This window comes from Paraburkholderia sp. IW21 (assembly GCF_041321145.1).
Lineage (GTDB): Bacteria > Pseudomonadota > Gammaproteobacteria > Burkholderiales > Burkholderiaceae > Paraburkholderia.
On record NZ_JBGGWA010000002.1, the window covers coordinates 78,717 to 101,412 of the forward strand.

Annotated in this window: 20 protein-coding genes and 4 tRNA genes; 10 read left to right on the forward strand and 14 right to left on the reverse strand. The window is 62.6% G+C overall.

What is annotated here, in order from left to right:
- Positions 1 to 117: 117 nt before the first annotated feature.
- A complete protein-coding gene (gene gloB / locus ACAX43_RS04150; protein WP_370707167.1) occupies positions 118 to 909 on the reverse strand; it encodes a hydroxyacylglutathione hydrolase in 792 nt (263 codons plus the stop codon).
- 19 nt (positions 910 to 928) lie between these two features.
- On the opposite strand from gloB, the gene ACAX43_RS04155 reads away from it, so the two are divergent.
- From ACAX43_RS04155 to ACAX43_RS04175, 5 genes are all read left to right on the forward strand, one after another.
- Positions 929 to 1,768, forward strand: coding sequence for a class I SAM-dependent methyltransferase (locus ACAX43_RS04155; protein WP_370707168.1), 840 nt, complete (start codon positions 929 to 931; stop codon positions 1,766 to 1,768).
- Positions 1,765 to 2,211 (forward strand): ribonuclease HI, encoded by a 447-nt coding sequence (gene rnhA / locus ACAX43_RS04160; protein WP_370707169.1) that lies wholly within the window; start codon positions 1,765 to 1,767, stop codon positions 2,209 to 2,211. Before ACAX43_RS04155 ends, rnhA begins: the two co-directional genes overlap by 4 nt.
- A 79-nt stretch (positions 2,212 to 2,290) precedes the next feature.
- A complete protein-coding gene (gene dnaQ, locus ACAX43_RS04165) occupies positions 2,291 to 3,025 on the forward strand; it encodes a DNA polymerase III subunit epsilon (protein WP_370707170.1) in 735 nt (244 codons plus the stop codon).
- 48 nt (positions 3,026 to 3,073) lie between these two features.
- Positions 3,074 to 3,148: transfer RNA gene (locus tag ACAX43_RS04170), tRNA-Val, on the forward strand.
- Positions 3,149 to 3,613: 465 nt separating this feature from the next.
- Positions 3,614 to 5,491, forward strand: a complete 1,878-nt coding sequence (locus tag ACAX43_RS04175; protein WP_370707171.1) for an ABC transporter ATP-binding protein — start codon at positions 3,614 to 3,616, stop codon at positions 5,489 to 5,491.
- 81 nt (positions 5,492 to 5,572) lie between these two features.
- Here the strand turns inward: ACAX43_RS04175 and ACAX43_RS04180 are convergent, their stop codons facing one another.
- From ACAX43_RS04180 to ACAX43_RS04195, 4 genes are all read right to left on the reverse strand, one after another.
- Entirely contained in the window at positions 5,573 to 6,037 is a 465-nt protein-coding gene (locus ACAX43_RS04180; protein ID WP_370707172.1) for a DUF2214 family protein, read from the reverse strand.
- Between the two features lie 149 nt (positions 6,038 to 6,186).
- The gene (locus tag ACAX43_RS04185) at positions 6,187 to 7,041 is read right to left on the reverse strand and encodes a hypothetical protein (RefSeq protein WP_370707173.1); all 855 of its coding nucleotides are present in this window, start codon (positions 7,039 to 7,041) and stop codon (positions 6,187 to 6,189) included.
- Between the two features lie 256 nt (positions 7,042 to 7,297).
- Complete coding sequence (locus ACAX43_RS04190) at positions 7,298 to 8,362, reverse strand: glycosyltransferase family 4 protein (protein ID WP_370707174.1); 1,065 nt, start codon at positions 8,360 to 8,362, stop codon at positions 7,298 to 7,300.
- 347 nt (positions 8,363 to 8,709) lie between these two features.
- Positions 8,710 to 8,961 (reverse strand): hypothetical protein, encoded by a 252-nt coding sequence (locus ACAX43_RS04195; RefSeq protein WP_370707175.1) that lies wholly within the window; start codon positions 8,959 to 8,961, stop codon positions 8,710 to 8,712.
- 94 nt (positions 8,962 to 9,055) lie between these two features.
- On the opposite strand from ACAX43_RS04195, the gene ACAX43_RS04200 reads away from it, so the two are divergent.
- Positions 9,056 to 10,891 carry an ABC transporter ATP-binding protein gene (locus tag ACAX43_RS04200; RefSeq protein ID WP_370707176.1) on the forward strand — a complete coding sequence of 612 codons (1,836 nt, stop codon included), beginning with the start codon at positions 9,056 to 9,058 and terminating at the stop codon, positions 10,889 to 10,891.
- A 100-nt stretch (positions 10,892 to 10,991) separates the two neighbouring features.
- Here ACAX43_RS04200 and otsA read toward each other — a convergent pair whose 3' ends face one another.
- Both otsA and otsB read right to left on the reverse strand, forming a co-directional pair.
- The gene (otsA, locus tag ACAX43_RS04205; RefSeq protein WP_370707177.1) at positions 10,992 to 12,452 is read right to left on the reverse strand and encodes an alpha,alpha-trehalose-phosphate synthase (UDP-forming); all 1,461 of its coding nucleotides are present in this window, start codon (positions 12,450 to 12,452) and stop codon (positions 10,992 to 10,994) included.
- 55 nt (positions 12,453 to 12,507) lie between these two features.
- Positions 12,508 to 13,257 carry a trehalose-phosphatase gene (gene otsB, locus ACAX43_RS04210; protein WP_370707178.1) on the reverse strand — a complete coding sequence of 250 codons (750 nt, stop codon included), beginning with the start codon at positions 13,255 to 13,257 and terminating at the stop codon, positions 12,508 to 12,510.
- A 472-nt stretch (positions 13,258 to 13,729) separates the two neighbouring features.
- Here otsB and ACAX43_RS04215 point away from each other — a divergent pair, with 472 nt between their 5' ends.
- From ACAX43_RS04215 to ACAX43_RS04225, 3 genes are read left to right on the forward strand one after another with little or no spacing between them, the layout of a single operon-like run.
- Positions 13,730 to 14,299, forward strand: coding sequence for an SCO family protein (locus ACAX43_RS04215; RefSeq protein WP_370707724.1), 570 nt, complete (start codon positions 13,730 to 13,732; stop codon positions 14,297 to 14,299).
- Positions 14,300 to 14,317: 18 nt separating this feature from the next.
- Positions 14,318 to 14,779 carry a copper chaperone PCu(A)C gene (locus ACAX43_RS04220; RefSeq protein WP_370707179.1) on the forward strand — a complete coding sequence of 154 codons (462 nt, stop codon included), beginning with the start codon at positions 14,318 to 14,320 and terminating at the stop codon, positions 14,777 to 14,779.
- Positions 14,780 to 14,788: 9 nt separating this feature from the next.
- Entirely contained in the window at positions 14,789 to 15,673 is an 885-nt protein-coding gene (locus ACAX43_RS04225; RefSeq protein ID WP_370707180.1) for a cytochrome c oxidase assembly protein, read from the forward strand.
- A 67-nt stretch (positions 15,674 to 15,740) separates the two neighbouring features.
- Here the strand turns inward: ACAX43_RS04225 and ACAX43_RS04230 are convergent, their stop codons facing one another.
- From ACAX43_RS04230 to uvrC, 7 genes are all read right to left on the reverse strand, one after another.
- Complete coding sequence (locus ACAX43_RS04230; RefSeq protein ID WP_370707181.1) at positions 15,741 to 16,238, reverse strand: GNAT family N-acetyltransferase; 498 nt, start codon at positions 16,236 to 16,238, stop codon at positions 15,741 to 15,743.
- A gap of 240 nt (positions 16,239 to 16,478) precedes the next feature.
- The gene (locus ACAX43_RS04235) at positions 16,479 to 17,237 is read right to left on the reverse strand and encodes a TraB/GumN family protein (RefSeq protein ID WP_370707182.1); all 759 of its coding nucleotides are present in this window, start codon (positions 17,235 to 17,237) and stop codon (positions 16,479 to 16,481) included.
- 267 nt (positions 17,238 to 17,504) lie between these two features.
- A tRNA-Cys gene (locus ACAX43_RS04240) sits at positions 17,505 to 17,578 on the reverse strand.
- 112 nt (positions 17,579 to 17,690) lie between these two features.
- Positions 17,691 to 17,766: transfer RNA gene (locus ACAX43_RS04245), tRNA-Gly, on the reverse strand.
- 62 nt (positions 17,767 to 17,828) lie between these two features.
- Positions 17,829 to 17,904, reverse strand: a tRNA-Gly gene (locus tag ACAX43_RS04250).
- A gap of 205 nt (positions 17,905 to 18,109) precedes the next feature.
- Positions 18,110 to 18,700 carry a CDP-diacylglycerol--glycerol-3-phosphate 3-phosphatidyltransferase gene (gene pgsA, locus ACAX43_RS04255; RefSeq protein WP_370707183.1) on the reverse strand — a complete coding sequence of 197 codons (591 nt, stop codon included), beginning with the start codon at positions 18,698 to 18,700 and terminating at the stop codon, positions 18,110 to 18,112.
- A 200-nt stretch (positions 18,701 to 18,900) separates the two neighbouring features.
- Positions 18,901 to 21,084 carry an excinuclease ABC subunit UvrC gene (gene uvrC, locus ACAX43_RS04260; protein ID WP_370707184.1) on the reverse strand — a complete coding sequence of 728 codons (2,184 nt, stop codon included), beginning with the start codon at positions 21,082 to 21,084 and terminating at the stop codon, positions 18,901 to 18,903.
- Positions 21,085 to 21,317: 233 nt separating this feature from the next.
- Between uvrC and earP the strand changes: the two genes are divergently transcribed.
- Entirely contained in the window at positions 21,318 to 22,511 is a 1,194-nt protein-coding gene (gene earP, locus ACAX43_RS04265) for an elongation factor P maturation arginine rhamnosyltransferase EarP (protein ID WP_370707185.1), read from the forward strand.
- Positions 22,512 to 22,696: the final 185 nt, after the last annotated feature.

Here is a 22,696-nt window from a genome sequence, read left to right on the forward strand (position 1 = left end):
GATAGTACGAAACGAAGCCGTTTACGTCAATCGGAAATTACGAAAAAACCAAGCAAATCTTAGGCTTGGCGAATTTTTGCGATTCTTCGCGTGAGGAACACCCTTATGCCAACCGGGTCAACGGAAGCGGTTTTTCCATTCGCGCATCAGCGTGAACGCCGTTAATCGATCAGGCACTTTTTCGTGCAGCTGCTCCTTCAACGTCGCTTGAACCACCGGATTGCCGGCGCGCAAAAACGGGTTCACTGCGCGTTCGTGGGCGATGGTGGTGGGCAGCGTCGGCACCTGACGCGCGCGCAATTCGCTCGCCTTGTCCCGCCAGGCCTGCAGTTCGGCGTTGCCCGGCTCACAGGCGAGCGCGAAGCGGATGTTCGACAGCGTGTATTCGTGGGCGCAGTGGACCTCGGTGGCGCCAGGCAGCGCGGCCAGCGAATCCAGCGACGCCAGCATCTGCGCGGGCGTGCCTTCGAACAGCCGGCCGCAGCCGCACGCGAACAGCGTGTCGCCGCAAAACACGTGCGGCGTGCCGCGCGGATCCGCCGCCTGAAAATAGGCGATATGGCCGCTCGTGTGACCGGGCACGTCGAGCACGCTGAATTCGAGCGCGGGCGCCGAAATCGTCACGTGATCACCATTTTCCAGACGGTGTGTGACGTGCCGGATCGCCTCACCGGCGGGGCCGTACACGGGAACAACCTGGCCATTCAGCAGATCGGCCACCCCACCGACATGGTCTTGATGATGGTGCGTGAGTAAAATAGCGCTCAACCGCCAACCCCGTTTCGCCAGATAGGCGCGCACGGGGGCGGCCTCACCCGGATCGACGACCACCGCGTGATGCCCGTCGGAAACGACCCAGATGTAATTGTCTTCAAACGCCGGGACCGGTACGTACTCGAGCGCATTCATAGGCGACGCATTCTCTGATATGACTGACCGAGCAATTATAGACTGGCCCGCCTGGACCGATTCGCCACCCGGCCGCTACGTGCTCGACTGGGAGCAGACCCAGCTCGATCGCGTGGTGTCGGACGTGTTCGGTTACCATGCGCTGCAACTCGGACTGCCGCAACTCGATGCACTGCGCGAAAACCGCATGCCGTGCCGCGGGCTGGTGCTCGATGCCGCCAGCGGCGCGAGCGCGCCCTACACTTTTCCGCGAGGCTTGGGGCGCGCCGGAAATGGCTTGAACAACGGCGCTTCGCAAGAGCTTCCCGCGCCGGCAGGACGCAGCGCTGTCTGGTGCGATCTGCTCGACTTACCGTTCGAAGCGCAAAGCGTCGACCTGATCGTGATGCCGCATACGCTGGAATTCACCAGCGACCCGCACCGGCTGCTGCGCGAAGCGGAGCGGGTGCTCATGCCCGAAGGCCAGTTGATCATTCTCGGCTTCAACTCGCTGTCGCTGTGGGGCGCGCGTCAATCGGTCGGCAAGATGACCGGCCGGCCGTTCGTGCCCTCGGCAGTCGATCTGATCGCCTTCACGCGCCTGAAAGACTGGATCAAGCTGCTGGGTTTCGACCTTGAACGCGGGCGCTTCGGCTGCTATCGTCCGCCGCTCGGCAGCGATCAGTGGCTGTCTCGCTATGGCTTCATGGAAGCCGCCGGCGACCGCTGGTGGCCGATTTTCGGCGCCACCTACATGATCAAGGCGATCAAGCGCGTGCGCGGCATGCGCCTCGTCGGCCCACTGAAAGTGAAGAAACCTGTCCTCGCTGCGGGCCTCGCGCCCGCAGCCACACCGAACACACGCAACCACACTCAATGACTTCCGACATCATCGATATTTATACCGACGGCGCCTGCAAAGGCAACCCGGGCCCCGGCGGCTGGGGCGCGCTGCTGCGCTTCGGCGACCAGGAAAAAGAACTGTTCGGCGGCGAAGCCAACACCACGAACAACCGCATGGAATTGATGGGTGTGATCGCCGCGCTCGAGGCGCTCAAGCGTCCTTGCAAAGCTGTCGTACATACCGACTCGCAGTACGTGCAAAAAGGCATCAGCGAGTGGATTCACGGCTGGAAAAAGAAAGGCTGGATCACGGCTGCCAAGCAGCCGGTGAAGAACGCCGATCTGTGGAAGCGGCTCGATGCGCTGGTCGCGCAGCACGACATCGAATGGCGCTGGGTGCGCGGTCACAATGGGCACCCGGAAAACGAACGCGCCGACCAGTTGGCTAATCGCGGCGTCGCGTCACTCGCGGAAATGTGATGCCTGCCGGGATGTCCGCTACGGCATCCAAGCGTGCGCCCTTCTTTTTTCAGCATTTTTTGAAGCAGGCTAATCCGACATGCGTCAACTCATCCTCGATACCGAAACCACCGGCCTGAATGCACGAACCGGCGACCGGATCCTTGAACTCGGTTGCGTCGAAATGGTGAACCGTCGGCTGACGGGCAACAACCTGCATTTCTACATCAATCCGGAACGCGACAGCGATCCGGGCGCACTGGCGGTTCACGGGCTGACCACCGAGTTTTTGAGCGACAAGCCGAAGTTCGCCGAGATCGCCGATCAGATTCGCGATTTCATTCAGGACGCGGAACTGATCATTCATAACGCGCCGTTCGACATCGGCTTTCTCGATGCCGAATTTGCGCTGCTGGGTATGCCGCCGGTGAAAACCTACTGCGGCGAGATCATCGATACCTTGGCGCGCGCCAAGCAGATGTTCCCGGGCAAGCGCAATTCACTCGACGCGCTGTGTGACCGTTTCGGCGTCAGCAATGCGCACCGTACGCTGCACGGTGCACTGCTCGACTCGGAATTGCTCGCCGAAGTTTACCTGGCGATGACGCGCGGTCAGGAAAGCCTCGTCATCGACATGCTCGGCGACTTGCACGGTGGCGGCGATGCACACGCACCGCGTGTCGCGCTCGACTCACTGGAACTGGTCGTGATCTCCGCCAGCGACGACGAACTCGCTGAGCACCAAGCCGTGCTCGACGGTCTCGACAAGGCGATCAAAGGCACGAGCGTATGGCGTCTCGAACCCACCCCTGCCGCGGATGCGCAAACCGCTTAAAAAGTACTTTACGACGAGAAAAATCCCTGACATAATTCGGCTCTCTTCGGGTGGTTAGCTCAGCGGTAGAGCACTGCCTTCACACGGCAGGGGTCACAGGTTCAATCCCTGTACCACCCACCAGATTCGCGTGACCCGCAAGAGAAAGCCCTCGAACGAAAGTCGAGGGCTTTTTTGTTTTTGCATGCATCACCGAATTTGATCGCGCGCAGGTGCATTGATCCGCAGTTGCACTTGCTGCGCTTCGAAGTCAACACCAAATCTTCGTACGATTGTAGTCGCCAAATACTGCTGATATAGTCAGCTCTCGGGTACTCGCCCCGTCTACTTTTTTCACCTCATTCGACTACAGGGAGGCGCCACATGTTCGCAGTGCATATCGTCGTCCCTGGGATGGTCTCACGACCGTTCTCGCGACCTTAAAGTCGTCGCGTCGTCGCTCACGCGGTTCTGCCTGAACACGCAGTCCGCGCACTTCCCAGACAGTCCGTAGTCTCATTGCCGGTACATTCCGGCACGCCTGACTGTCTCTTCCTTTCGCTTCTGACTGGAACCTCGGTGCGCTCACGCGCCACCGGGTCGTGACAAATGACTAGCAAAAAACTCGACTTTCGCGGACAAGCCTTCAAGGACGTCCTCGGCTTCACCTTCCTTCACTGGGCGCAGCAGCCTTGGCGCATCTTCGTGATTACCGCGCTGGTGCTGCTCTCGGCACTAGCCGACGTGCTCACGCCGATGTTCGCCGGACGGCTCGTCGACGCGATTGCAGCCGGCTCCGCCAGCAACGCCGTCGCATGGCACGCGGCGATCACGGCCTTCTGCGTATTGAGCGCACTTGGACTCGGCGCCACGCTGCTTCGCCAGGGCGTGTACTTCAACATCATCAAGCTGACGCTCAGGATGATGAGCGAGATCGCCGCGAACGCGTTTCATCGCGTGCAACGTTTTTCGACGGACTGGCACGCCAACAGCTTCGCCGGCTCCACGGTGCGCAAGATTACACGCGGCATGTGGGCGCTCGACCTGCTCAACGACACGCTCTTGATCGCGCTGTTCCCGTCGCTGGTCATGCTGGTCGGCGCGACGGCGTTGCTCGGCTGGCGCTGGCCGGTGATGGGCGCGGTCGTCGGCGTCGGCTCCGTGCTGTATATCGCGGTGACCGTTGCCATATCGCTCGGCTTCGTTGCGCCCGCCGCGCGCCTTGCGAACGCATGGGACACGCGTATGGGGGGCGCCCTCGCCGACGCGGTCAGTTGCAACGGCGTGGTGAAAGCGTTCGGCGCCGAAGCGCGCGAAGAAATCCTGCTTGAGCGTGTGATTGGCAAGTGGCGTCATCGCACGCGCCGCACGTGGATTCGTGGCACGATCAACGGTGGCTTGCAGGGCGGCATGCTGGTGGCGATCCAGGCTGCGATTCTCGGGGCCGCGCTGCTGTTGTGGGTGCGCGGCGAGGCGAGCGTCGGCGACATCACGTTCGCATTGACAATGTTCTTCATGCTGCAAGGCTATTTACGCGACGTGGGTATGCACATCCGCAACTTGCAGCGTTCGGTCAACGACATGGAAGAACTGGTGTCGCTGGAGAGTCAGCCGCTTGGGATCGAGGACCACCCTGGCGCAGGTCCGATCGTGATCGGCAAAGGCGAGATTCGCTTCGAACACGTCAAGTTCCACTACGGCGCGAAAGCCACGCCGCTCTATGACAACTTCTCCGTGCGCATCGCGCCGGGAGAACGCGTCGGGCTGGTCGGGCATTCGGGTTCGGGCAAGACGACCTTCATCAAGCTGATCCAGCGGCTGTACGACATTTCGGAAGGCCGGATCACAATCGACGGCCAGGACATCGCCCGCGTGCGGCAAGCATCGTTGCGCAGTCAGATCGCGATCGTTCAGCAGGAGCCGGTGCTGTTTCACCGCTCGCTGGCAGAGAACATCGCTTATGCGCGGCCAGGCGCAAGCCGCGCCGAGATCGAACGCGCTGCGAGGCTCGCGAGTGCTCACGACTTTATCGCGGCGCTGCCCCAAGGCTACGACACGCTGGTGGGGGAACGCGGGGTCAAGCTCTCGGGTGGCGAACGTCAGCGCGTGGCCATCGCACGTGCGTTCCTCGCGGACGCGCCGATCCTGATTCTGGACGAAGCGACCTCGAGTCTCGACAGTGAAAGCGAGGTGCTGATCCAGCAGGCCATGGAGCGGCTGATGATGGGCCGCACGACGCTGGTGGTGGCGCACCGTCTTTCCACCGTGCGAGCGCTGGACAGATTGCTGGTACTGGACAAGGGCAAGGTCATCGAAGAAGGCAGTCACGAGACACTGATCAAGCTTGAGAACGGCCTGTACCGGCGGTTATTCGAACGTCAGGCGCTGGAACTCATCAAGGGCTTGAACGACTCGGAAGTCATGCCCAAGGCCGATGGCGCGAGGACGAATCGAACCGACGACTCAAGCTTGCTGGTAGGGAAGTAAGCTGCACCAGGCCCGTTCGACAGTGCGGCAGGCGTTCGGCGCGCCGCAGCCCGATGCGCCGAACGCGTCGGCGCCCTGCAACTACACCACGCCTGCAGGCAGCCCGACGCCGCGCGCCATGCCGGTAGCCGCGAACACCATCAAAACCAGCAGTACCGTCTGGATCACGCTGAGGCGGGCGTACAAACGCGCTTTTCGGAGATCCGGCGCGGTGCCCTTTCTGATACAGGCGCGCCAGCGCAGCAGCGCCAGCATCGACGGGATCTCGAGGACAAGAATCAGCACGAGCAACGTCATCTTGACGTGAAAAAGCGGTTCATGAAGGTAATAGTCGGCACCCTTTTCGAAACCGCCGAAGGCGCGCATCAACCCGGTGACGATCAGCACCAACGCCGAGATACCCCACTTTGTGTCGGCGCGGAGTACGGACCGCAACGCAGCAGGCACGCTGGCCCGCCGCAGCGCCCAGGTGCGCCGGAGAATCGAGGCGAGCGCAAAGCCATAAGCGAGCAGATGAAGGGCGGCAAGCAACCAGCGAACCAACATGGCGACTCCTGCAAACGACGCGATACGATCGAAGTATGTCTCTCTCGCCCGCATGGAAGCGCCGGGCGGCACGGTTCATTAGCGACTACGCTCACTTTACGACGCTTACTTCGGCCACGGGTGTGGCCGAGTGCACACAGCGTGCAGATTCAAACTTGCTGCAGCGATGTATCAAGCGCACGCGCGGCGGCCCGATCGCCTTCGGTAGTCAACGCGGCACGGAATACAGTTTGCCGGTTGTGGCCCGCCGCTGCGGGCGAATCCCACAGCAATTCGATCTTTTGATGTCGGCCAAAACCGCCGCGCGTCAAGGCAGGTGCCGCAGCCGCGCCGACAGGCGCAGTATGCCCACTTGACTCACCGGCCACACCGAACGCCACCGCAGGGGTGCGTGTCGGCGTCGCGCTCGTGCTCTGCCCGGCCGGCCAACGCACTGACAGTTCGCGGGCGTCGTACTGCCCCACTTTGCGACGCTCAGCCCAGACGATCACAGTGCGTGTCGCCGGATCGAGCGCGACGGCATAGCGGCCGATCGCAAAGCGGCGCGCGGCGATATTGGTTCGCCACAGCGCACGCGGCCGGCAGATCCACACGACAGCCGCGTACAACGCCGGCGCAGCCAACAACCAGCCATTGGTGGCCGCCACCGCTTGCGCGGCGCGGCGCCAACCGGCGCTCGCCACAAACGCACCGACCGACCACACTGCAAACAGGAATCCAAGGAAAGCAAACAGACGCAGCGCCTGCCGCAGCCATTGCGGCAGCGGATGCAACGGACGCTCGGCCACGGCGCGCGCGCCCGGCAGGAAGATCAGCAGGAACAGGAACACCAGGTTGATGCACGCCCACGGCGAGGACACCATCGCCGACAGCGACGCGCCCAGATCCATCTGCGCCATCGAGAAAAGCCAGCGAACGAGGAGCACGAGACCGATGGCGCGCAACGCGAAAATCGTTCCGGCGCCGGGCGCCGCGTTCGCACGCGTCTCTTTCGTTCTCGCCAAAGCATCCTCCTGTCGTCGGCGCCGCAAGCCAAATTCGCGGCACGGCCATTATAGGGATATTACGAAGAGTGGCTCATGCTCGCCGGTCGCAAAACCCTACTTTCTGCCGCTCACACGCAAAAACGCGGCGCGTATGCAACAACGCCCCGCGGGCGAGATGCACGCGGGGCGCTGCTGGAGCCGCCGGACCGTCCCATCGCCGGGGCCGCCTAAAGCGCCCGAGCAAGCCGGCCTGACTGCGCGTACTTATCGTACATTAGCTGGCGTTGACTTCGCGCAGCACCGTGCGGTGCTTCTGACGCAGCAGTTCTTCGTAAGTGGCGACGTAGTTCTGCGCCATCACCTTCGACGAGAAGCGCGCTTCGAACGCCGCACGCACCTTGGCACGCGGCAGCGTGTGCAGACGCTTCACCGCGGCAACCGCGCTGATTTCGTCTTCGACGACAAAACCCGACACGCCGTTTTCGATCACTTCCGGCACCGAGCCGCGATTGAACGCGATCACCGGCGTGCCGCACGCCATGGCTTCGATCATTACCAGACCGAACGGCTCCGGCCAGTCGATCGGGAACAGCAGGGCGTGGGCGTTGCCGAGGAACTCGGTCTTTTCGGATTCGCTGATTTCGCCGATGTATTCGACGTGCGGCAACGCCATCAGCGGCTTGATGACCTCGTCGTAGTATGCGCGGTCAGCCTTGTCGAGCTTGGCGGCAACCTTGATCTTCATACCGGCTTGCTGGGCGATGCGAATCGCGGTATCCAGGCGTTTTTCCGGCGAGATTCGGCCGAGGAACGCCAGGTAGCCCGGCTCGACGTCCTTGATCGGCGTGAGCAGGTTTTCCGGCAGGCCGTGATAGACGGTTTGCAGCCAGTTCGCCTGTTGCAACGGGATACGCTGGTTGTCCGAAATCGACACCACCGGCACGTCGCTGAACGTGTTGAAGATCGGCTGCAGTTCCGGCAGATCGAGACGGCCGTGCAGCGTGGTCAGGAACGGCACCGGCTGGCGGGCGAACAGCGAGAACGGGTAGTAATCGATGTGGAAATGCAGCACGTCGAATTCGTCCGCGCGGCGGCGCACTTCTTCGAGCAGCAGCATGTGCGGCGCCATCACGTCGCGGATGGTCGGGTCGAGGCGCAGCGCCTGCGGCCAGAATGCTTCGAGTTTCGCCGAGGTTTGCGAATCGCCGCTCGCGAAGAGCGTAACGTCGTGGCCCTGTTCAACCAGCGCTTCGGTCAGATAGGACACAACGCGTTCCGTACCACCGTAAAGCTTGGGAGGAACCGCCTCGTGCAAGGGAGCGATTTGAGCGATTCGCATAATGAAGAACTCCTCGTAAAAAATCAGGCAAAGATATTGCGTTTGGTAAAAGCGACTCGCTTGCTCGCCAGGGCAGTCTGGCCGGATATGCCGGCGCGGGCCTGATTCTTTCGAGAAATCCTGCGATGGATCGCTTGGGTAGTGAGCCCAGATCAACTGCTCGCTGTCTGCGCATGTGCCGGTAAACGCACACATGGCACCTACGTTGACAAACTGTCAGATATTTCGCTGAGCCGACGGAGCATGCATTATGGGTGCCGCGAATCTCGCTGCACCACAACATTTCAAAGTCTTTACGTTGTTACAAAGGCGAAACACTTTACAAACCCTTGTTTTATAAGACAGTTCTACAGTAGCAACTGGCTTGCAACGCCGATCTTGAACGAGGCCGCCGTGAGCCCCTGCGTCAACTTGGCTGGCGGCCATGGAAGAAATGCCGCACCGCAATTGAATGCAATCTGTAATTGTATCCCGAAATATTGCGCAGCCTGCATGAACCACCGCCGCGTCGGCGGGTCGGGCGACAGCAGGTCACCGTCGTCTATCGCGAAAACAGTCGCGCCATCGCCCGGATACACCGGGCGCAATCGCTTTTGCATGTTTACAATGCGAGGCATCGGCTTCGCGGCGAACGCTTTTGCTGTGGCCCGTGCTTTGCATGCACAACCCGAAACACATCGACCTCACGATCAATTGGAACACTTAACCATTGCCCAGCGTAATGCCCAGAACGCAAAGCTTGCGAGCTATGCGCATCGGCCGCTTGCGTTTCTTTTCCGCTTTATCCGCCGCCACCCGCTCGCGCATGCGATCGTCCTGTGCAGCGTGTTTGCGGCCGTGGGCTGTGCGCTCGCTTCGCAATACGCGATCAAGCACCTGATCGACGTGCTCGGCGAAGGCCGGCATCACCCCGGTCCGCTGTGGGGCGCGTTCGCCATCCTGGTCGGCCTGATCGCCGCCGACAACCTGCTGTGGCGAGTCGGCGGATGGGTCGCCGCGCATACGTTCGTGGTCGTGACCGGCGACTTGCGGCGCGACCTGTTCCAGTATCTAAGCGGCCACTCGCCCACTTACTACTCGGAGAAACAGCCGGGCATGCTGGCGAGCCGCATCACGGCAACCTCGAACGCGGTTTACACCGCTGAAAACACCACCGCCTGGAACGTGCTGCCGCCGTGTATCGCCGTGCTCGGCGCGATCGTCATGATCACCGCCGTGAATCCGCTGATGGCGGGCGGCCTGATGCTGTGCTCGGCCATTCTGTCGGTCGTGCTTTATAAACTCGCCGGGCGCGGGTCCGCTCGCCATCACCACTTCGCCACCAAGGCGGCGTCGGTGGACGGCGAGTTGGTCGACGTGATCAGCAATATGGGCCTCGTGCGCGCCTTCGGCATGACGTTTCGCGAACAGCAGCGTTTCGGCGCGACGGTCAAAGCGGAAATGGAAGCGCGCCAGCAGAGCCTGCTGTATCTGGAAAAGCTGCGTCTGCTGCATGCGGTAATCACCGCGCTGCTGTCGGCCGGCTTGCTAGGCTGGGCGCTCTGGCTGTGGGATCAAGGCAAGGCGACCTCCGGCGACATCGTGCTCGTCAGTTCGCTCGGCTTCACGATCTTGCACGGCACACGCGATCTGGCCGTGGCGCTCGTCGATGTCACCCAGCACGTCGCGCGGCTCGCTGAAGCTGTACGTACGCTGCTCGAGCCGCACGGCATGCCGGACCGCGACGGCGCGGCCGAGCTCGTGCCGCAAGGTGGCCGCGTCGATTTCGAAAGCGTGACGTTTGCTTATCCGCGCCGCCGGCCGATTCTCGATCACTTCGATCTGCATATCCAACCGGGCCAGCGAGTCGGCCTGATCGGCAAGTCGGGCGCGGGCAAATCCACCGTGCTGGCGCTGCTGCAGCGTTTCTACGAGACGCAAGGCGGCGCGATCAAGATCGACGGCCAGGACATCGGCGCGATCACCCAGGACAGCCTGCGCCATGCAATCGCACTGGTGCCGCAGGATATCTCGCTGTTCCATCGCACGGTGTACGAGAACATCGCTTATGGCCGTCCTGAAGCAAGCCGGGAAGAAGTCGTCGCTGCCGCGCGCGAAGCCCGCTGCAGCGATTTCATCGACGCCATGCCCGAAGGGTTCGACACGATCGTCGGCGACCGCGGTGTGAAGCTGTCCGGCGGACAACGTCAGCGAATCGCGATTGCGCGGGCGATCCTGAAGAACGCGCCGATCCTGCTGCTCGACGAAGCCACCTCGGCGCTCGACAGCGCCTCGGAAGAGGCGATCCAGAAGGCGCTAGACCGGCTGATGGTGGGCCGCACGGTGATCGCGATCGCACACCGGTTGTCGACGCTGAACAACTTCGACCGGATCATCGTGATGAGCCAGGGCAAGGTCATCGACGACGGCAGTCCGGAAGAGTTGCGCCAGCGCCCGGGCCTGTATCGCGATCTGCTCACCAAGCAGCACGGCAAAGGCACGACGTTGCACGTCGGCGGCAAGAAGGTCGACGAACAGCACGTGGTCTGAGCAACGCGCCGCCCGGCGCTATCCAGACAACAAACAGAAAAGCCGCTTTCGAGCGGCTTTTCTGTTTTCCCGGGCAGTGGTACTCGGCCTGAATAGCCGCCTATCCGGCCAAGGTTTCGCGCACCGGCTTCTTACCCGACGCGGCACGTGCTTTCACGCTTCTGGCGCGCTTCGCGGCGTCCACGCTCTGCAGATCGCGCATGAAGTTATCGCGCCACACCGACACATTGTTCTCACGCAGTTGCACCATCATGTCGCGATGACGCGCCTGGCGCTCCGCAAGCGGCATCTCCAGCGCCCTCGCGAGTGCCTCGGCCATGCCGTCGAGGTCGACCGGATTGACGATCAACGCACCGTCCAGCTCCTGGGCGGCGCCCGCAAAGCGTGACAGCACGAGCACGCCGGGATTTTCCGGATCCTGCGCCGATACATACTCCTTGGCGACGAGGTTCATGCCGTCGCGTAGAGGCGTAACGTAGCCGACATGCGCCGTACGAAATAGCGCGGCCAACACCGAGCGCTCGTACTGCTTGTGGATGTAGAGAATCGGCGTCCAGTCCAGTTCGGCGAAGCGGCCATTGATGCGCCCCGACTCCCCTTCGAGCTGCAAGCGGATGTCCTGATAAGCGTGCATATCGGCGCGTGTCGGCGGTGCGATTTGCAGGAACGACACCTTGTTGCGTTGCGCGGTCACGTGTTCCAGCAGGCGCTCGAATGCGCGGAAGCGCTCGACCAGTCCTTTCGAATAATCGAGGCGGTCCACGCTCATGATCAGCTTGCGCGAATGCAGCGCCGTCTTCATCGTGCGCACCGGCTTGCCGCGCTCGCCCGCTTTCGCGAGCTCGGCGATTTCGTCCGGATAGACGCCGATGGGATAAGCCGCCGCGCGCAACGTGCGACCGAACGCGTGCACGGTCAGCGGGCCGCTGGCCGATACGTCGACCGTGCCGGTCGCCTCGTTGACGATGTAATCGCAGAACGCGCGCAGATCCGGCGCGGTCTGGAATCCGAGCAGATCGAACGAACACAGCGCTTCGACCAGTTCGCGATGCGGCGGCACCGCCAGCAACACCTGCGAAGCTGGAAACGGAATATGCAGAAAGAAGCCGATGCGATTTTTCACGCCCGCCGCGCGCAACGCTTGAGCGAACGGAATCAGGTGATAGTCGTGGACCCAGATCACGTCGTCTGCGCGCAGGAGCGGCACGAGCTGCTGCGCGAGCCAGGCGTTGACGCGGCAATAGCCTTCGAAATCGTGCCGGTGGTACTGCAGCAGATCGGCGCGATAGTGGAACGCGGGCCACAGCGTGGCGTTCGAGAAGCCGCGGTAGTACTGGTCGTAGTCGCGGCGCATCAGCGCGATGGTCGCGAAGGTCACCGGGCCGCGCTCTTCAACCTTGATCTGCGGCTGGCCCGAGCTCAGCACGTCGCCGCTCCAGCCGAACCACATGCCGCCGGTTTCCTTCAGCGCGTCGTACACACCAACCGCGAGACCGCCCGCCGCCGGGCCGCCCTCCGAGATCGGCGCAACCCGGTTCGATACGATGATCAGTCGACTCATGAAACGCGATTCCTGATGCAGTACGTGATGTACGTTGGACGATACGGCCTGACCCTCATGTTCGGCGTGCCTTCGCGACAATCGATTCCAACCAGTCGAGCAGCGCCGATACCGATTCGATGCGCGTATGCGCCATCGTGTCGCCCGCGCCCACCTTGATCGACAGGCCGCCGCGTTCGTTGACCACGGCAAAGCCTTTCTCGTCGGTCAGATCGTCGCCCGCAAATACCGGTGTGCGGCCGACGAACGGCGGCTCGTCCAGAAACGCGCGCATTGCGCGGCCCTTGTCGACGTCCTTCGGTTTGATTTCGTAGACCATCTTGCCCGGCTGCAAAACATACGAACCGGGATAATCGGCAACCAGCCGCTCGGTAGCCTCGCGTGCCACCGGTTCGCGGTCCGGCGCGTTGCGATAGTGCAGCGCCAGCGCCGCGCCCTTGATTTCAAGGAGCATGCCGGGATGTTCGTTGACGACCTGCGCGAGCACCTGCTCCATGCGCAACAGTCGCTCGTCATGAAAACCGATGCGCTGCGTGTCGCCATTCGCATCGCGCCGCTCGGCGCCGTGCAAGCCGGCGATCGGCAGATCAGGCATGCCGAGAAAGCCGTCGATGCTGTCGATGCCGCGGCCCGACACGACCGCCACCGCGCCGTTCGTCAGACTTCGCAGCCCGGTCAGCAACGCGATCACGCGCGGTTGCACCAGCACGCCGTCCGGCGTGGGCGCGAGTTCGACGAGCGTGCCGTCGAAGTCGAAGAAAAATGCCGTCTCGCTGGGAGACAGAACAGCCGGAAGTGCTTGCATCGGTTAATTTGCCTTTCAGCCTTCTGCGGCCGGAAAAGTGTGCGCATCTTACCGCGCATCCGTCAATTTTTCGAGAAAGTAAGCCGGGACACAAGCCCGGTCGAGCGATACGGCCGATGCCGCTGAAAATTGCGTTCAAAAAGAGAACAATCCGGCTTCAGTCAGCTTTCAGCCGCCTGCGTCAAATTGCCTCGCAAGCCGCGCACCCAAGGGCACCGCGCAACGCCATCGGACATTTTGCGATACAGTCGCAGCCACGTAGACCATTGCAGTACGGCCATATTTGCACACTATGACGGGCCGCGCGCTTCACGCGACCATGCCGCGCCCGTTCAGGCGCAGCATCACGCGCCGCTCTTCAATCGAGTCATCGAACCCTGCCTTGTTCCCAATCATCTCGTCCCGACATCCGCAGCCGAACCTCGCGCCACCACGCCGGGCCGGGTCCAGCCGCCTGTTCGCGCTGGCCGTCATGGTGGGCGCGCTGGCCACGCTAACCGGCTGCACGCATCGCGCCGAACCGTGGCGGTTGACCAACGTGACCGGCCACCTGCCGGACCTCGATTTCACGCTGACCGGCGATGACGGCCGTTCCGTGACCGCTGATTCATTTAAAGGCGACACGTCGCTCGTCTACTTTGGCTACACGCATTGCCCGGATGTTTGCCCCGAGACGATGGGCCGCCTGATGCAGGTACTCGGCAAGCTCGGCCCGGACGCACAGAAAGTGCGCATTCTGTTCATCACCGTCGACCCGGCGCGCGACACCCCGAAAGCCTTGCACGATTACGTCGGCGCCTTCGATTCGCAACACGCCGAAGGACTGACCGGCACCGACTGGCAAATCGAGTCGCTCGCCAAGCGCTACCGGATCGCCTATCAGATGGAAAAGCGCGACCCCAACGGCAACTACGAAGTCACCCATAGCTCGGCCGTCTACGTGTTCGACCAGCAAGGCCACGCGCGCCTGCTCGCTACCGATCACGATACTCCCGATGCGATCGCACAAGACCTCCGCCGTCTCATTCATGACCGTTCCTGACCTTTCCCGAGTTCAACCATGTCGATCAAGATCAAGACGTTTGCCGCACTGAGCTGCACCCTCGCCCTCTCGTTCGGTTTCGCCCCGGCAGCGCTTGCCGCCGGCGCTCACGCAATCAGCGTCAAGGACGCGTGGGTGCGCTGGCTGCCGAACAACCTGCCCGCCGCCGGCTACGTGACGCTGATCAATGCGAGCGACAAACCGGTCGACCTCGTCGATATATCGAGCCACGATTACGGTGACGCGATGCTGCATCAAACCGTGTCGAACGGCTCGACGCAGAAGATGGTGATGGTCGACAAGCTGACGGTGCCCGCGCACGGCCAGGTCGCGATCGCGCCGGGCGGCTATCACGTGATGCTCAAGGACGCGAAACATAAGATCGCACCGGGCGACACCGTGCATCTCACGCTGAAGTTCTCCGACGGCGAAACGCTCGATACGCCGTTCGCCGTCAAGTCGCCCGCCCAAACCAGGTAACGCGCTCCGATGAACCTGCTCTACTGGCTCGATCCCTGGGAGTTTTCGCCGACCGTCGTGATCGCCTTGCTGGTGCCGGCGATCCTGTTCGTGCGCGGCGCGCACAAAGCGAAGGTGTCGCTGGCGCGGCGCATTTCCTTCTGGTTCGGGCTGGTTGCGCTGTATGTCGTGCTGCATACGCGGCTCGATTATTTCTTCGAGCATGAGTTCTTCATGCATCGCGCGCAGCATCTGGTGCTGCATCACCTCGGGCCGTTCTTCATCGCGCTCTCGTATCCGGGCGCCGCGTTGCGTGCGGGCATTCCTTTTAGCTGGCGGCAACGCTTCGTGCGCCCCGCGCTGGACACCCCCGTGGTGCGCAGGCTGCTCGACGTGGTCATGCATCCGGTCGTTGCGGTCACCTTGTTCGTCGGGCTGATTTACTTCTGGCTCATATCGCCGATTCATTTCGTGGCGATGCTCGACTGGCGGCTTTATCGCGTGATGAACTGGAGCATGGTGATCGACGGCCTACTGTTCTGGTGGCTCGTGCTCGATTCGCGGCCGGCGCCCCCGGCGCGTTTGTCGCCCGGCAAGCGCGTGCTGGTGGTGATTGCCGCGATTCCGCCGCAGATCATCCTCGGTGCGTTCATCTTCTTTACGCCGCACGAGCTCTATCCGATTTATTCGATCTGCGGCCGCGCCTTCACGTGGCTGAGCCCGATGCGCGATCAGCAGATTGGCGGGCTGTTGCTGTGGATTCCGGGTTCGATGATGAGCGTAATCGGCGCACTGGTGGCGTTGCGTCACTGGATGCGGCTTTCGGCGCGCGGCCGTCTGCGCGGCGAACGACGTGCAATGGCGGCGCAAGGTATGGCACGAGCCGCCTCGGTGCCCGCGAGCGGCCCCCGCTGATACCGTTAATTTCAAAGCGATTGAAGCGAGATCGGCACGCAAGCGCCGACCTCATTTACAGCCGGGTCTAGGCTGAACGCATCCACACGTGCGGGATGCCGTCCTCTTCGTGAATCTCCGAGACCGGCGTAAAGCCGAATGCGCCGTAGAAACCTTGCAGATGCGCCTGCGCATGCAAACGGATCGGCGTATCGGGCCACTGCGCCCGGATATGCGTGAGCGAGCGTTCGAGCATCGCGTTGCCGAGGCCGATGCCGCGGAATGCCGCTGTTGTCAGTACCCGGCCGATGCGGATATCGGTGTCGTCGGCATCAGGCAACAGGACGCGCAGATAACCTGCGAGCGGCGGTTGTCTTTCACCGGGGCCATAGGCAAACAGATGCCATGCGTCCGTGTCGAGCCCGTCGACGTCGCCATACACACAGTTCTGCTCGACGATGAACACCGCGCTGCGAGCGGCCAGCATCGCATAGACTTCGGCGGTCGTGAGTTCGGTGAAGGCTTTCCAACGCCATTCGAGCTGTGCCAGGAGTGGTGTGGCGGCGGTTTGCTGCAGTTCAGTCATGAAAGGCTTCAAAAAGAGGCGCGCCTATACGGCCGGCGACGATGCGGAATTATGCCGCACTCAGCCGCCATGCGCGGCGCGCGCTTTCGACGCCTCTTTGTGGCTATACATCGCAGCATCAGCCGCCGCCAGCAATTCCGCGACCGATGCATGCCGCGCAGAATCGTATTGAATCTGACCGACGCATTCAGGGCATGTCACGATGAATCGCGCTGACGCCAGCGCCCAGCGGAAAACCCGCTAGCTGCTGACAAAGGCCGGCTCGACGGGCCGCCCAAGACATTCGATCAAGTTGCCGGGGCCACACAAATGCAGTGCGCCGACGACCACCAAGGTCCGCTCCGGCCGCCCAAGCAGTTCCGTCACGCGCGCCGCCCACACGCGATTGCGTGCATCGAGAATGGCGTGGCGGATGCCAGGAAGGTTGAACATCGGCGACTCGACGGCGATCTGGTGAACGGCTTGCAAATCGCCGTGCAGCCAGGCCGCGTGCATCCGCTCGAGCGTGCGCTGCGGCTCCTCGAGATCGGACATCAGCATGCCGAGCGCGGTGCCGACGGCTTGGAGCGGAATCGATTCGAGCAATGCCGCCACGTCCTGTGCGGTCTCGAGATACTGATAGGGCTTGGCTTGCGTGAGCGCCGAGCGCAGCATGCGCGGCTCGACACCTTCAACGACCTGCTGAAACAGCGTGGGCGCAACGATCAGCGCAGCCCACGGACGCAAATCGACGAGCGGCGCCAGCGGACCTTCGGTGGGCCACGCCGCCTGCAGCTGATTCCAGGCATCGGCGGAGAGCAAGGGCTGCAGTTGATCGGCACCACCCTGCGGGTGGGCCTTCAGAAACGGCAGGATTGTAGGCGGGTCCGATTCGAAGACCAACGCTTCGGCCCAGTCATAGGCTTCGGCAATCCATGGCGGCGTTCTGCGGCTCGTCGCGGGAAACAGATGCATGGAGCCGAGCAGGCGAACGTGGGAGCCGGTGAGTTTCAGGTACATGCAGCCTCGGTGTGGGCAGCCCATTGCGCAAAGAGGCAATCGGGCAATTCAATCCGTGAAGCGCAGCGCGGCGCGCCGGTTCACGGGCCCGCGCGAGCGCGGTGTTCGCCGTGAAGGCGATGTACAGCACAAAGACCATCTGCGAAATGTACCGATCCAGTCGCTATGCGCGACCTGAACACGCAGACAGGATGACAGGAACCGGGACGCACGATGTACAAAAAAGAAAAGCCCCGAAATGTCGGGGCTTTTCTTTACATCAACTACTGGAGGCGCGAGCCGGAGTCGAACCGGCCTAAACGGCTTTGCAGGCCGCTGCATAACCGCTTTGCTATCGCGCCGCAAGCGGACTGGAACCTAGCTACAGATTCGCAGATTGTCTGGTGGCCAACCGGACGAACCTGAACGATCGGCCAACCAAACAAAAAGGGAAGCGTTGCTTCCCCTTATGTATGGAGCGGGAGACGAGGCTCGAACTCGCGACCTCAACCTTGGCAAGGTTGCGCTCTACCAACTGAGCTACTCCCGCATTGCCCTACTTCACAACGCCTTGCCCTTTTACTTCGCCAAACAATGCGTTGCTTCAAAAATTGGAGCGGGAGACGAGGCTCGAACTCGCGACCTCAACCTTGGCAAGGTTGCGCTCTACCAACTGAGCTACTCCCGCATTATGCTGCTAACTGCTGCCTTATTACTTCAACTACTCTCTTACTGCCACCGACGTTTCGAACTGCGTGCATCGGAGAAACGAGATTATGGAGAAACGGCTGAAACGTGTCAACCCCTTTTGCGAATGTCTTTAACTGAACAGATTTCACTCATGCGCCGGAGACGTGCAGGCACGCTTCGGCCGCCTTTCTTGTTCCATTCGATCAGGCAACGCCGCCCCGCTCGCGAATCTGCGGCCATGCGAGCTTCATGTAATAGAGCATCGACCAGATCGTCAGGAATGCAGCCAGATAGATCAACCACAGGCCCCATACACGCGTGTCGACAAAGACGCCGCCAAACGGCAACGGGCCGTAGAACAGCAGCATCGGAATCGCCACCATCTGGCAAACGGTCTTGAACTTGCCGAGCGAATTCACCGCGACGCTCTTGGAGGCACCGATCTGCGCCATCCATTCGCGCAGCGCCGAGATCGCGATCTCGCGGCCGACAATCACGAGCGCGATCGCTGAATCGATCCGCGCGAGTTGCACCAGCACCAGCAACGCGGCCGTCACCATCAGCTTGTCGGCGACCGGATCGAGAAACGCGCCGAACGCCGAGGTCTGATTCCATTTGCGGGCCAGAAAGCCGTCGAACCAGTCGGTGAGCGCCGCCAGAATGAAGATTGTCGCGGCGGCCAGATTGCGGTGCGCCGGGCTCATCATCATGTCGGGCAAATAGAATACGCCGACGACGAGCGGAATCAGGACGATCCGCAGCCAAGTCAGGAAAATCGGGAAATTAAACGGCATGGGCAGGCGCAGCGTCTGACAAGGGAGATGCAATTGTGCCGTGTCACAAGGCCTGCCACAAGCAAAGCGGCGCGCGGGCCTTGGCACGCGCGCCGCTTTGGCGCTGTTTATCGGGCGCTTATCGACCGTATATCGGGCGCTCGTCCGCGATTCGTTGCCGGCGCATCGTGCGATGCGCGCGCCGCGCGGCACACCTCGGATCAGTGCAATTGCCGGTAGATCTGCTCGGCGAGCGACTGCGAAATCCCTTCGACGCTCGCGAGATCTTCGATACTCGCCGCGACCACGCCGCGCAGTCCGCCGAAGCGCGCGAGCAACCGCTGGCGCCGCTTGGCGCCCACCCCTTCGAGCTCCTCGAGCCGCGACGTCTGCCGCGTCTTGCCGCGTTTCGCGCGCATGCCGGTAATGGCGAAGCGGTGAGCCTCATCGCGGATCTGCGCAACCAGCATGAGTGCCGCGCTTTCCTTGCCGAGTTCGAGCGCCGCGCGGCCGTCGGCGAAAATCAATGTTTCGAGGCCCACCTTGCGCCCCTCCCCCTTCGCGACACCGACCAGCATGCCGGTATCGAGACCCAGTTCCGTGAATACCTGACGCGCGATTTCGACCTGACCCTTGCCGCCATCGATCAGCACAATGGTCGGCAAAATGCCGCCCGCCGCCACCGGCTCCGCGCCCTCCGCTGCGATTGACGGGTCGGCGGCCACGTCGGATTGCAATGCGGCGGCTTCGTCGGCGGCGTTCGCAGCCGCTTGCGCGACCATCTTCTCGTAGCGGCGCGTCAGCACCTGGCGCATCGCCGCGTAGTCGTCGCCGGGCGTGATGCCCGTGATGTTGTAGCGGCGATACTCGGACGACTGCATCTTGTGATGGTGATACACCACGCACGACGCCTGCGTCGCCTCGCCCATCGTGTGGCTGATGTCGAAGCACTCGATACGCAGATGCGCCAGGTCGTCGCACTCCATCCCGAGCGTGTCGGTGAGCGCGCGCGTGCGGGCCTGCTGCGAGCCTTGTTCGGAAAGCAGGCGTGCCAGCGCGAGCCGCGCGTTCTGCTCCGCCATGGCGAGCCAGGCGCGCCGCTGACCTTGCGGTTGGCGCAGCACCGTTACCTTGTGGCCGGCTTGCTCGATCAGCACATCGACCAGCTCGCGCGTAGCCGGCGCGTGGCTGACCACGAGCACCGGCGGCACGCGATTGCCGATGTAGTGCTGCGCGATGAATGCTTCGAGAACTTCGGCTTCGATGCCGCCGGTCGCGCGGCCTTTGCGGAGCTTCGATGAGTCGGCGTCGGGATCGGACTCAGCGGCGTCATCGGCCTCGACTGCGGCGTCGTCCTCTTCCGATGGCATCTCCTGCGCGATGGCGAGCGCGTCAGTTGCATCGAACGATGCGTTCGCGCTGGTTGCGGCTTCTTCCAATGCCGAGTCCGCGCCGCTCGCGGCATCGGCCAACACGTCATCGCCGCGGCCCTCTTCAAGGCCACCCTCGTCGACAGTCAAGGCGCTTTCCACATGCGCCGGGAAATAGGCCTTGTCGCCCAGATGCCGTCCGCCGCGCACCATCGCGAGATTCACGCACACGCGTCCGCCGAGCGCCACCACCGCGAGAATGTCGACATCGCTGTCACCGCCGACTTCAATCGCCTGCTGATGCAGCACCGTCGACAGCGAACTCATCTGATTGCGCACCGCCGCCGCCTGCTCGAACTTCAACTCGCTCGCGAAGGCGTGCATTTTCTGCTCGAGCTCGTTCATCACCTCGCCCTGCCGGCCGAGCAGAAAGCGCGAGGCGTTGGCGACGTCGCGCGCGTAGTCCTCTTCGCTGATCGCCGCGACGCACGGCGCCGTGCAACGGCCAATCTGATGCAGCAGACAGGGCCGCGTGCGATTGTTGAACACGGAGTCCTCACACGTGCGCAACTGGAAGACGCGCTGCAGGATCTGGATGCTCTCGCGCACGGCCCATGCACTCGGGAACGGTCCGAAGTATTGATTCTTGCGATCCACCGAGCCGCGGTAATACGCCATGCGCGGAAACCTGTGGCCGGTGAGCTTGAGGTACGGATACGACTTGTCGTCACGAAACAGGATGTTGTAACGCGGCGCCAGCGCCTTGATCAGATTGTTCTCGAGCAACAGCGCTTCGGCCTCGGAGCGCGTGACGGTTGTCTCGATGCGCGCAATGCGCGTCACCATCATCGCGATGCGTGGCGAGAGTTGCGTCTTCGTGAAGTAGCTTGAAACACGCTTCTTGAGATCGCGCGCCTTGCCCACGTAGAGCACCGCGCCGTGCGTATCGTAATAGCGATACACGCCGGGCAGATGCGGCAATTGGGCGAGCACTTTTTTCGGCTCGAAAACGTCGATTGCTTCAGGTTCGCTCATGCAGAATCGGTTGGCTGGGACAGTGACGCGAAGCCTTGCCCTGCGTGCCGCACGCCGAGTGATCACTTACGCGCGGAACTGCATACAAGTGCTTTAGAATCGCCAGTTTAGAGCATTCCGCGTGCGTTCGAACCGCGCTGCATCGAATGGCGCCATGCAGCGGCGCAGGCCGATGCCCCCGCCCTGCAGTCTCGCCACACCACGCCCTGTTCGAACTTGCAACCCAGGCCACCATGTTCTCCGCTACGCCCCCTTCCGAACAGCCCGCTGCCGCGCCCACGGCAATTGCCTGCGATATCTTTTGCGCGGTGATCGACAATTTCGGCGACATCGGCGTGTGCTGGCGCCTCGCGCGCCAACTGGCGGCCGAGCACGGCTGGCAGGTGCGCGTGTTTGTCGACGACCTGCATGCGTTTCAGAAGCTGTGCCCGTCGCTGGCTCTGGATCGCCCACGCCAGGCGGTCGGCGACATCGTCATCGAGCATTGGCACGAGCCGGCGCACGCGGGCGACACGCTCGACGTGGCCGACGTCGTGATCGAGGCCTTTGCATGCGAACTGCCGCCGATCTACGTCGCCGCGATGGCGCGGCGCGAGCGCGCGCCGGTGTGGTTCAACCTCGAATATTTGAGCGCTGAGGACTGGGTGGCGGATTTCCATCTCCGGCCATCGCCGCATCCGCGCTACCCGCTAACCAAAACATTCTTTTTCCCAGGACTCGGCCCGGGCACCGGCGGCGTGCTGAAGGAACGGGATCTCGACGCCGCGCGCGCGGCCTTCGAAGCGTCGCAGTCGGCGCGCGAAGCCTGGTGGCTGAACAACACCGGCCGGGCGCCGCCACCTGCGACCGCCACGGTCGTCTCGCTGTTCGCCTACGAAAACCCGGCCGTCGACAGTCTGCTGGAGCAATGGCGCGACGGCACCGAGCCGGTCGTCCTGCTGGTGCCGGAAGGCCGGATTTCGGGCGCCGTCGCGCGTTTTTTCGGTCTGCCTTCGTTCGCCGCAGGTTCGAATGCCGAGCGCGGCGGCCTCACCGCCCACGCGCTCGCTTTTACCGAGCAACCGGGCTACGACGCGCTTCTGTGGGCAAGCGACCTCAATTTCGTGCGCGGCGAAGATTCGTTCGTCCGCGCCCAATGGGCCGCGAAACCTTTCGTCTGGCACATCTACCCCCAAGCCGACGACGCCCATCTGCCGAAGCTCGACGCCGCGCTCGCCCACTATGCCCGCACGCTGCCCGCTGCCGCGCGCGACGCCCTCGCGCGCTTCTGGCATGCGTGGAACGGCGCCGGTCAGCCGGACTGGGCGGATTTGCAGCGCCACCGCGCGACCTTGAAGCAACGCGCAGCCGAATGGGCAGCCGAATTAGCCCAAGTGGGCGACCTCGCCCGAAATCTGGCCTTGTTCGCAAAAAGTCAGCTAAAATAAGCGGTTATCCAACGGCCGACGACGCAAGCGCGGCCCGATCGCAGCGTTGAACCTTAGCCGCCACGCCTGGCGAAACCGCCGGCAAACCCGGCATCGAAAGAGGCATGATCGGCTCTCAGCTTGGTCAGTGAGGGGCGGACATGTCAAAAAAGGGGCGCATCCTGTCGATCGGCGCCACTCGTGAC

Excerpts from the sequence above, each read along its gene's own strand:
- dnaQ (WP_370707170.1), top strand. The coding sequence starts at position 2,291 with ATGCGTCAACTCATCCTCGATACCGAAACCACCGGCCTGAATGCACGA.
- ACAX43_RS04235 (WP_370707182.1), bottom strand. The coding sequence starts at position 17,237 with ATGTACCTGAAACTCACCGGCTCCCACGTTCGCCTGCTCGGCTCCATG.
- otsA (WP_370707177.1), bottom strand. The coding sequence starts at position 12,452 with ATGAGTCGACTGATCATCGTATCGAACCGGGTTGCGCCGATCTCGGAG.
- ACAX43_RS04155 (WP_370707168.1), top strand. The coding sequence starts at position 929 with ATGACTGACCGAGCAATTATAGACTGGCCCGCCTGGACCGATTCGCCA.
- ACAX43_RS04215 (WP_370707724.1), top strand. The coding sequence starts at position 13,730 with ATGGTGGGCGCGCTGGCCACGCTAACCGGCTGCACGCATCGCGCCGAA.
- gloB (WP_370707167.1), bottom strand. The coding sequence starts at position 909 with ATGAATGCGCTCGAGTACGTACCGGTCCCGGCGTTTGAAGACAATTAC.
- ACAX43_RS04180 (WP_370707172.1), bottom strand. The coding sequence starts at position 6,037 with ATGTTGGTTCGCTGGTTGCTTGCCGCCCTTCATCTGCTCGCTTATGGC.
- earP (WP_370707185.1), top strand. The coding sequence starts at position 21,318 with ATGTTCTCCGCTACGCCCCCTTCCGAACAGCCCGCTGCCGCGCCCACG.
- ACAX43_RS04175 (WP_370707171.1), top strand. The coding sequence starts at position 3,614 with ATGACTAGCAAAAAACTCGACTTTCGCGGACAAGCCTTCAAGGACGTC.
- ACAX43_RS04220 (WP_370707179.1), top strand. The coding sequence starts at position 14,318 with ATGTCGATCAAGATCAAGACGTTTGCCGCACTGAGCTGCACCCTCGCC.
- ACAX43_RS04195 (WP_370707175.1), bottom strand. The coding sequence starts at position 8,961 with ATGCAAAAGCGATTGCGCCCGGTGTATCCGGGCGATGGCGCGACTGTT.
- uvrC (WP_370707184.1), bottom strand. The coding sequence starts at position 21,084 with ATGAGCGAACCTGAAGCAATCGACGTTTTCGAGCCGAAAAAAGTGCTC.
- ACAX43_RS04225 (WP_370707180.1), top strand. The coding sequence starts at position 14,789 with ATGAACCTGCTCTACTGGCTCGATCCCTGGGAGTTTTCGCCGACCGTC.
- pgsA (WP_370707183.1), bottom strand. The coding sequence starts at position 18,700 with ATGCCGTTTAATTTCCCGATTTTCCTGACTTGGCTGCGGATCGTCCTG.
- rnhA (WP_370707169.1), top strand. The coding sequence starts at position 1,765 with ATGACTTCCGACATCATCGATATTTATACCGACGGCGCCTGCAAAGGC.
- ACAX43_RS04190 (WP_370707174.1), bottom strand. The coding sequence starts at position 8,362 with ATGCGAATCGCTCAAATCGCTCCCTTGCACGAGGCGGTTCCTCCCAAG.
- ACAX43_RS04230 (WP_370707181.1), bottom strand. The coding sequence starts at position 16,238 with ATGACTGAACTGCAGCAAACCGCCGCCACACCACTCCTGGCACAGCTC.
- otsB (WP_370707178.1), bottom strand. The coding sequence starts at position 13,257 with ATGCAAGCACTTCCGGCTGTTCTGTCTCCCAGCGAGACGGCATTTTTC.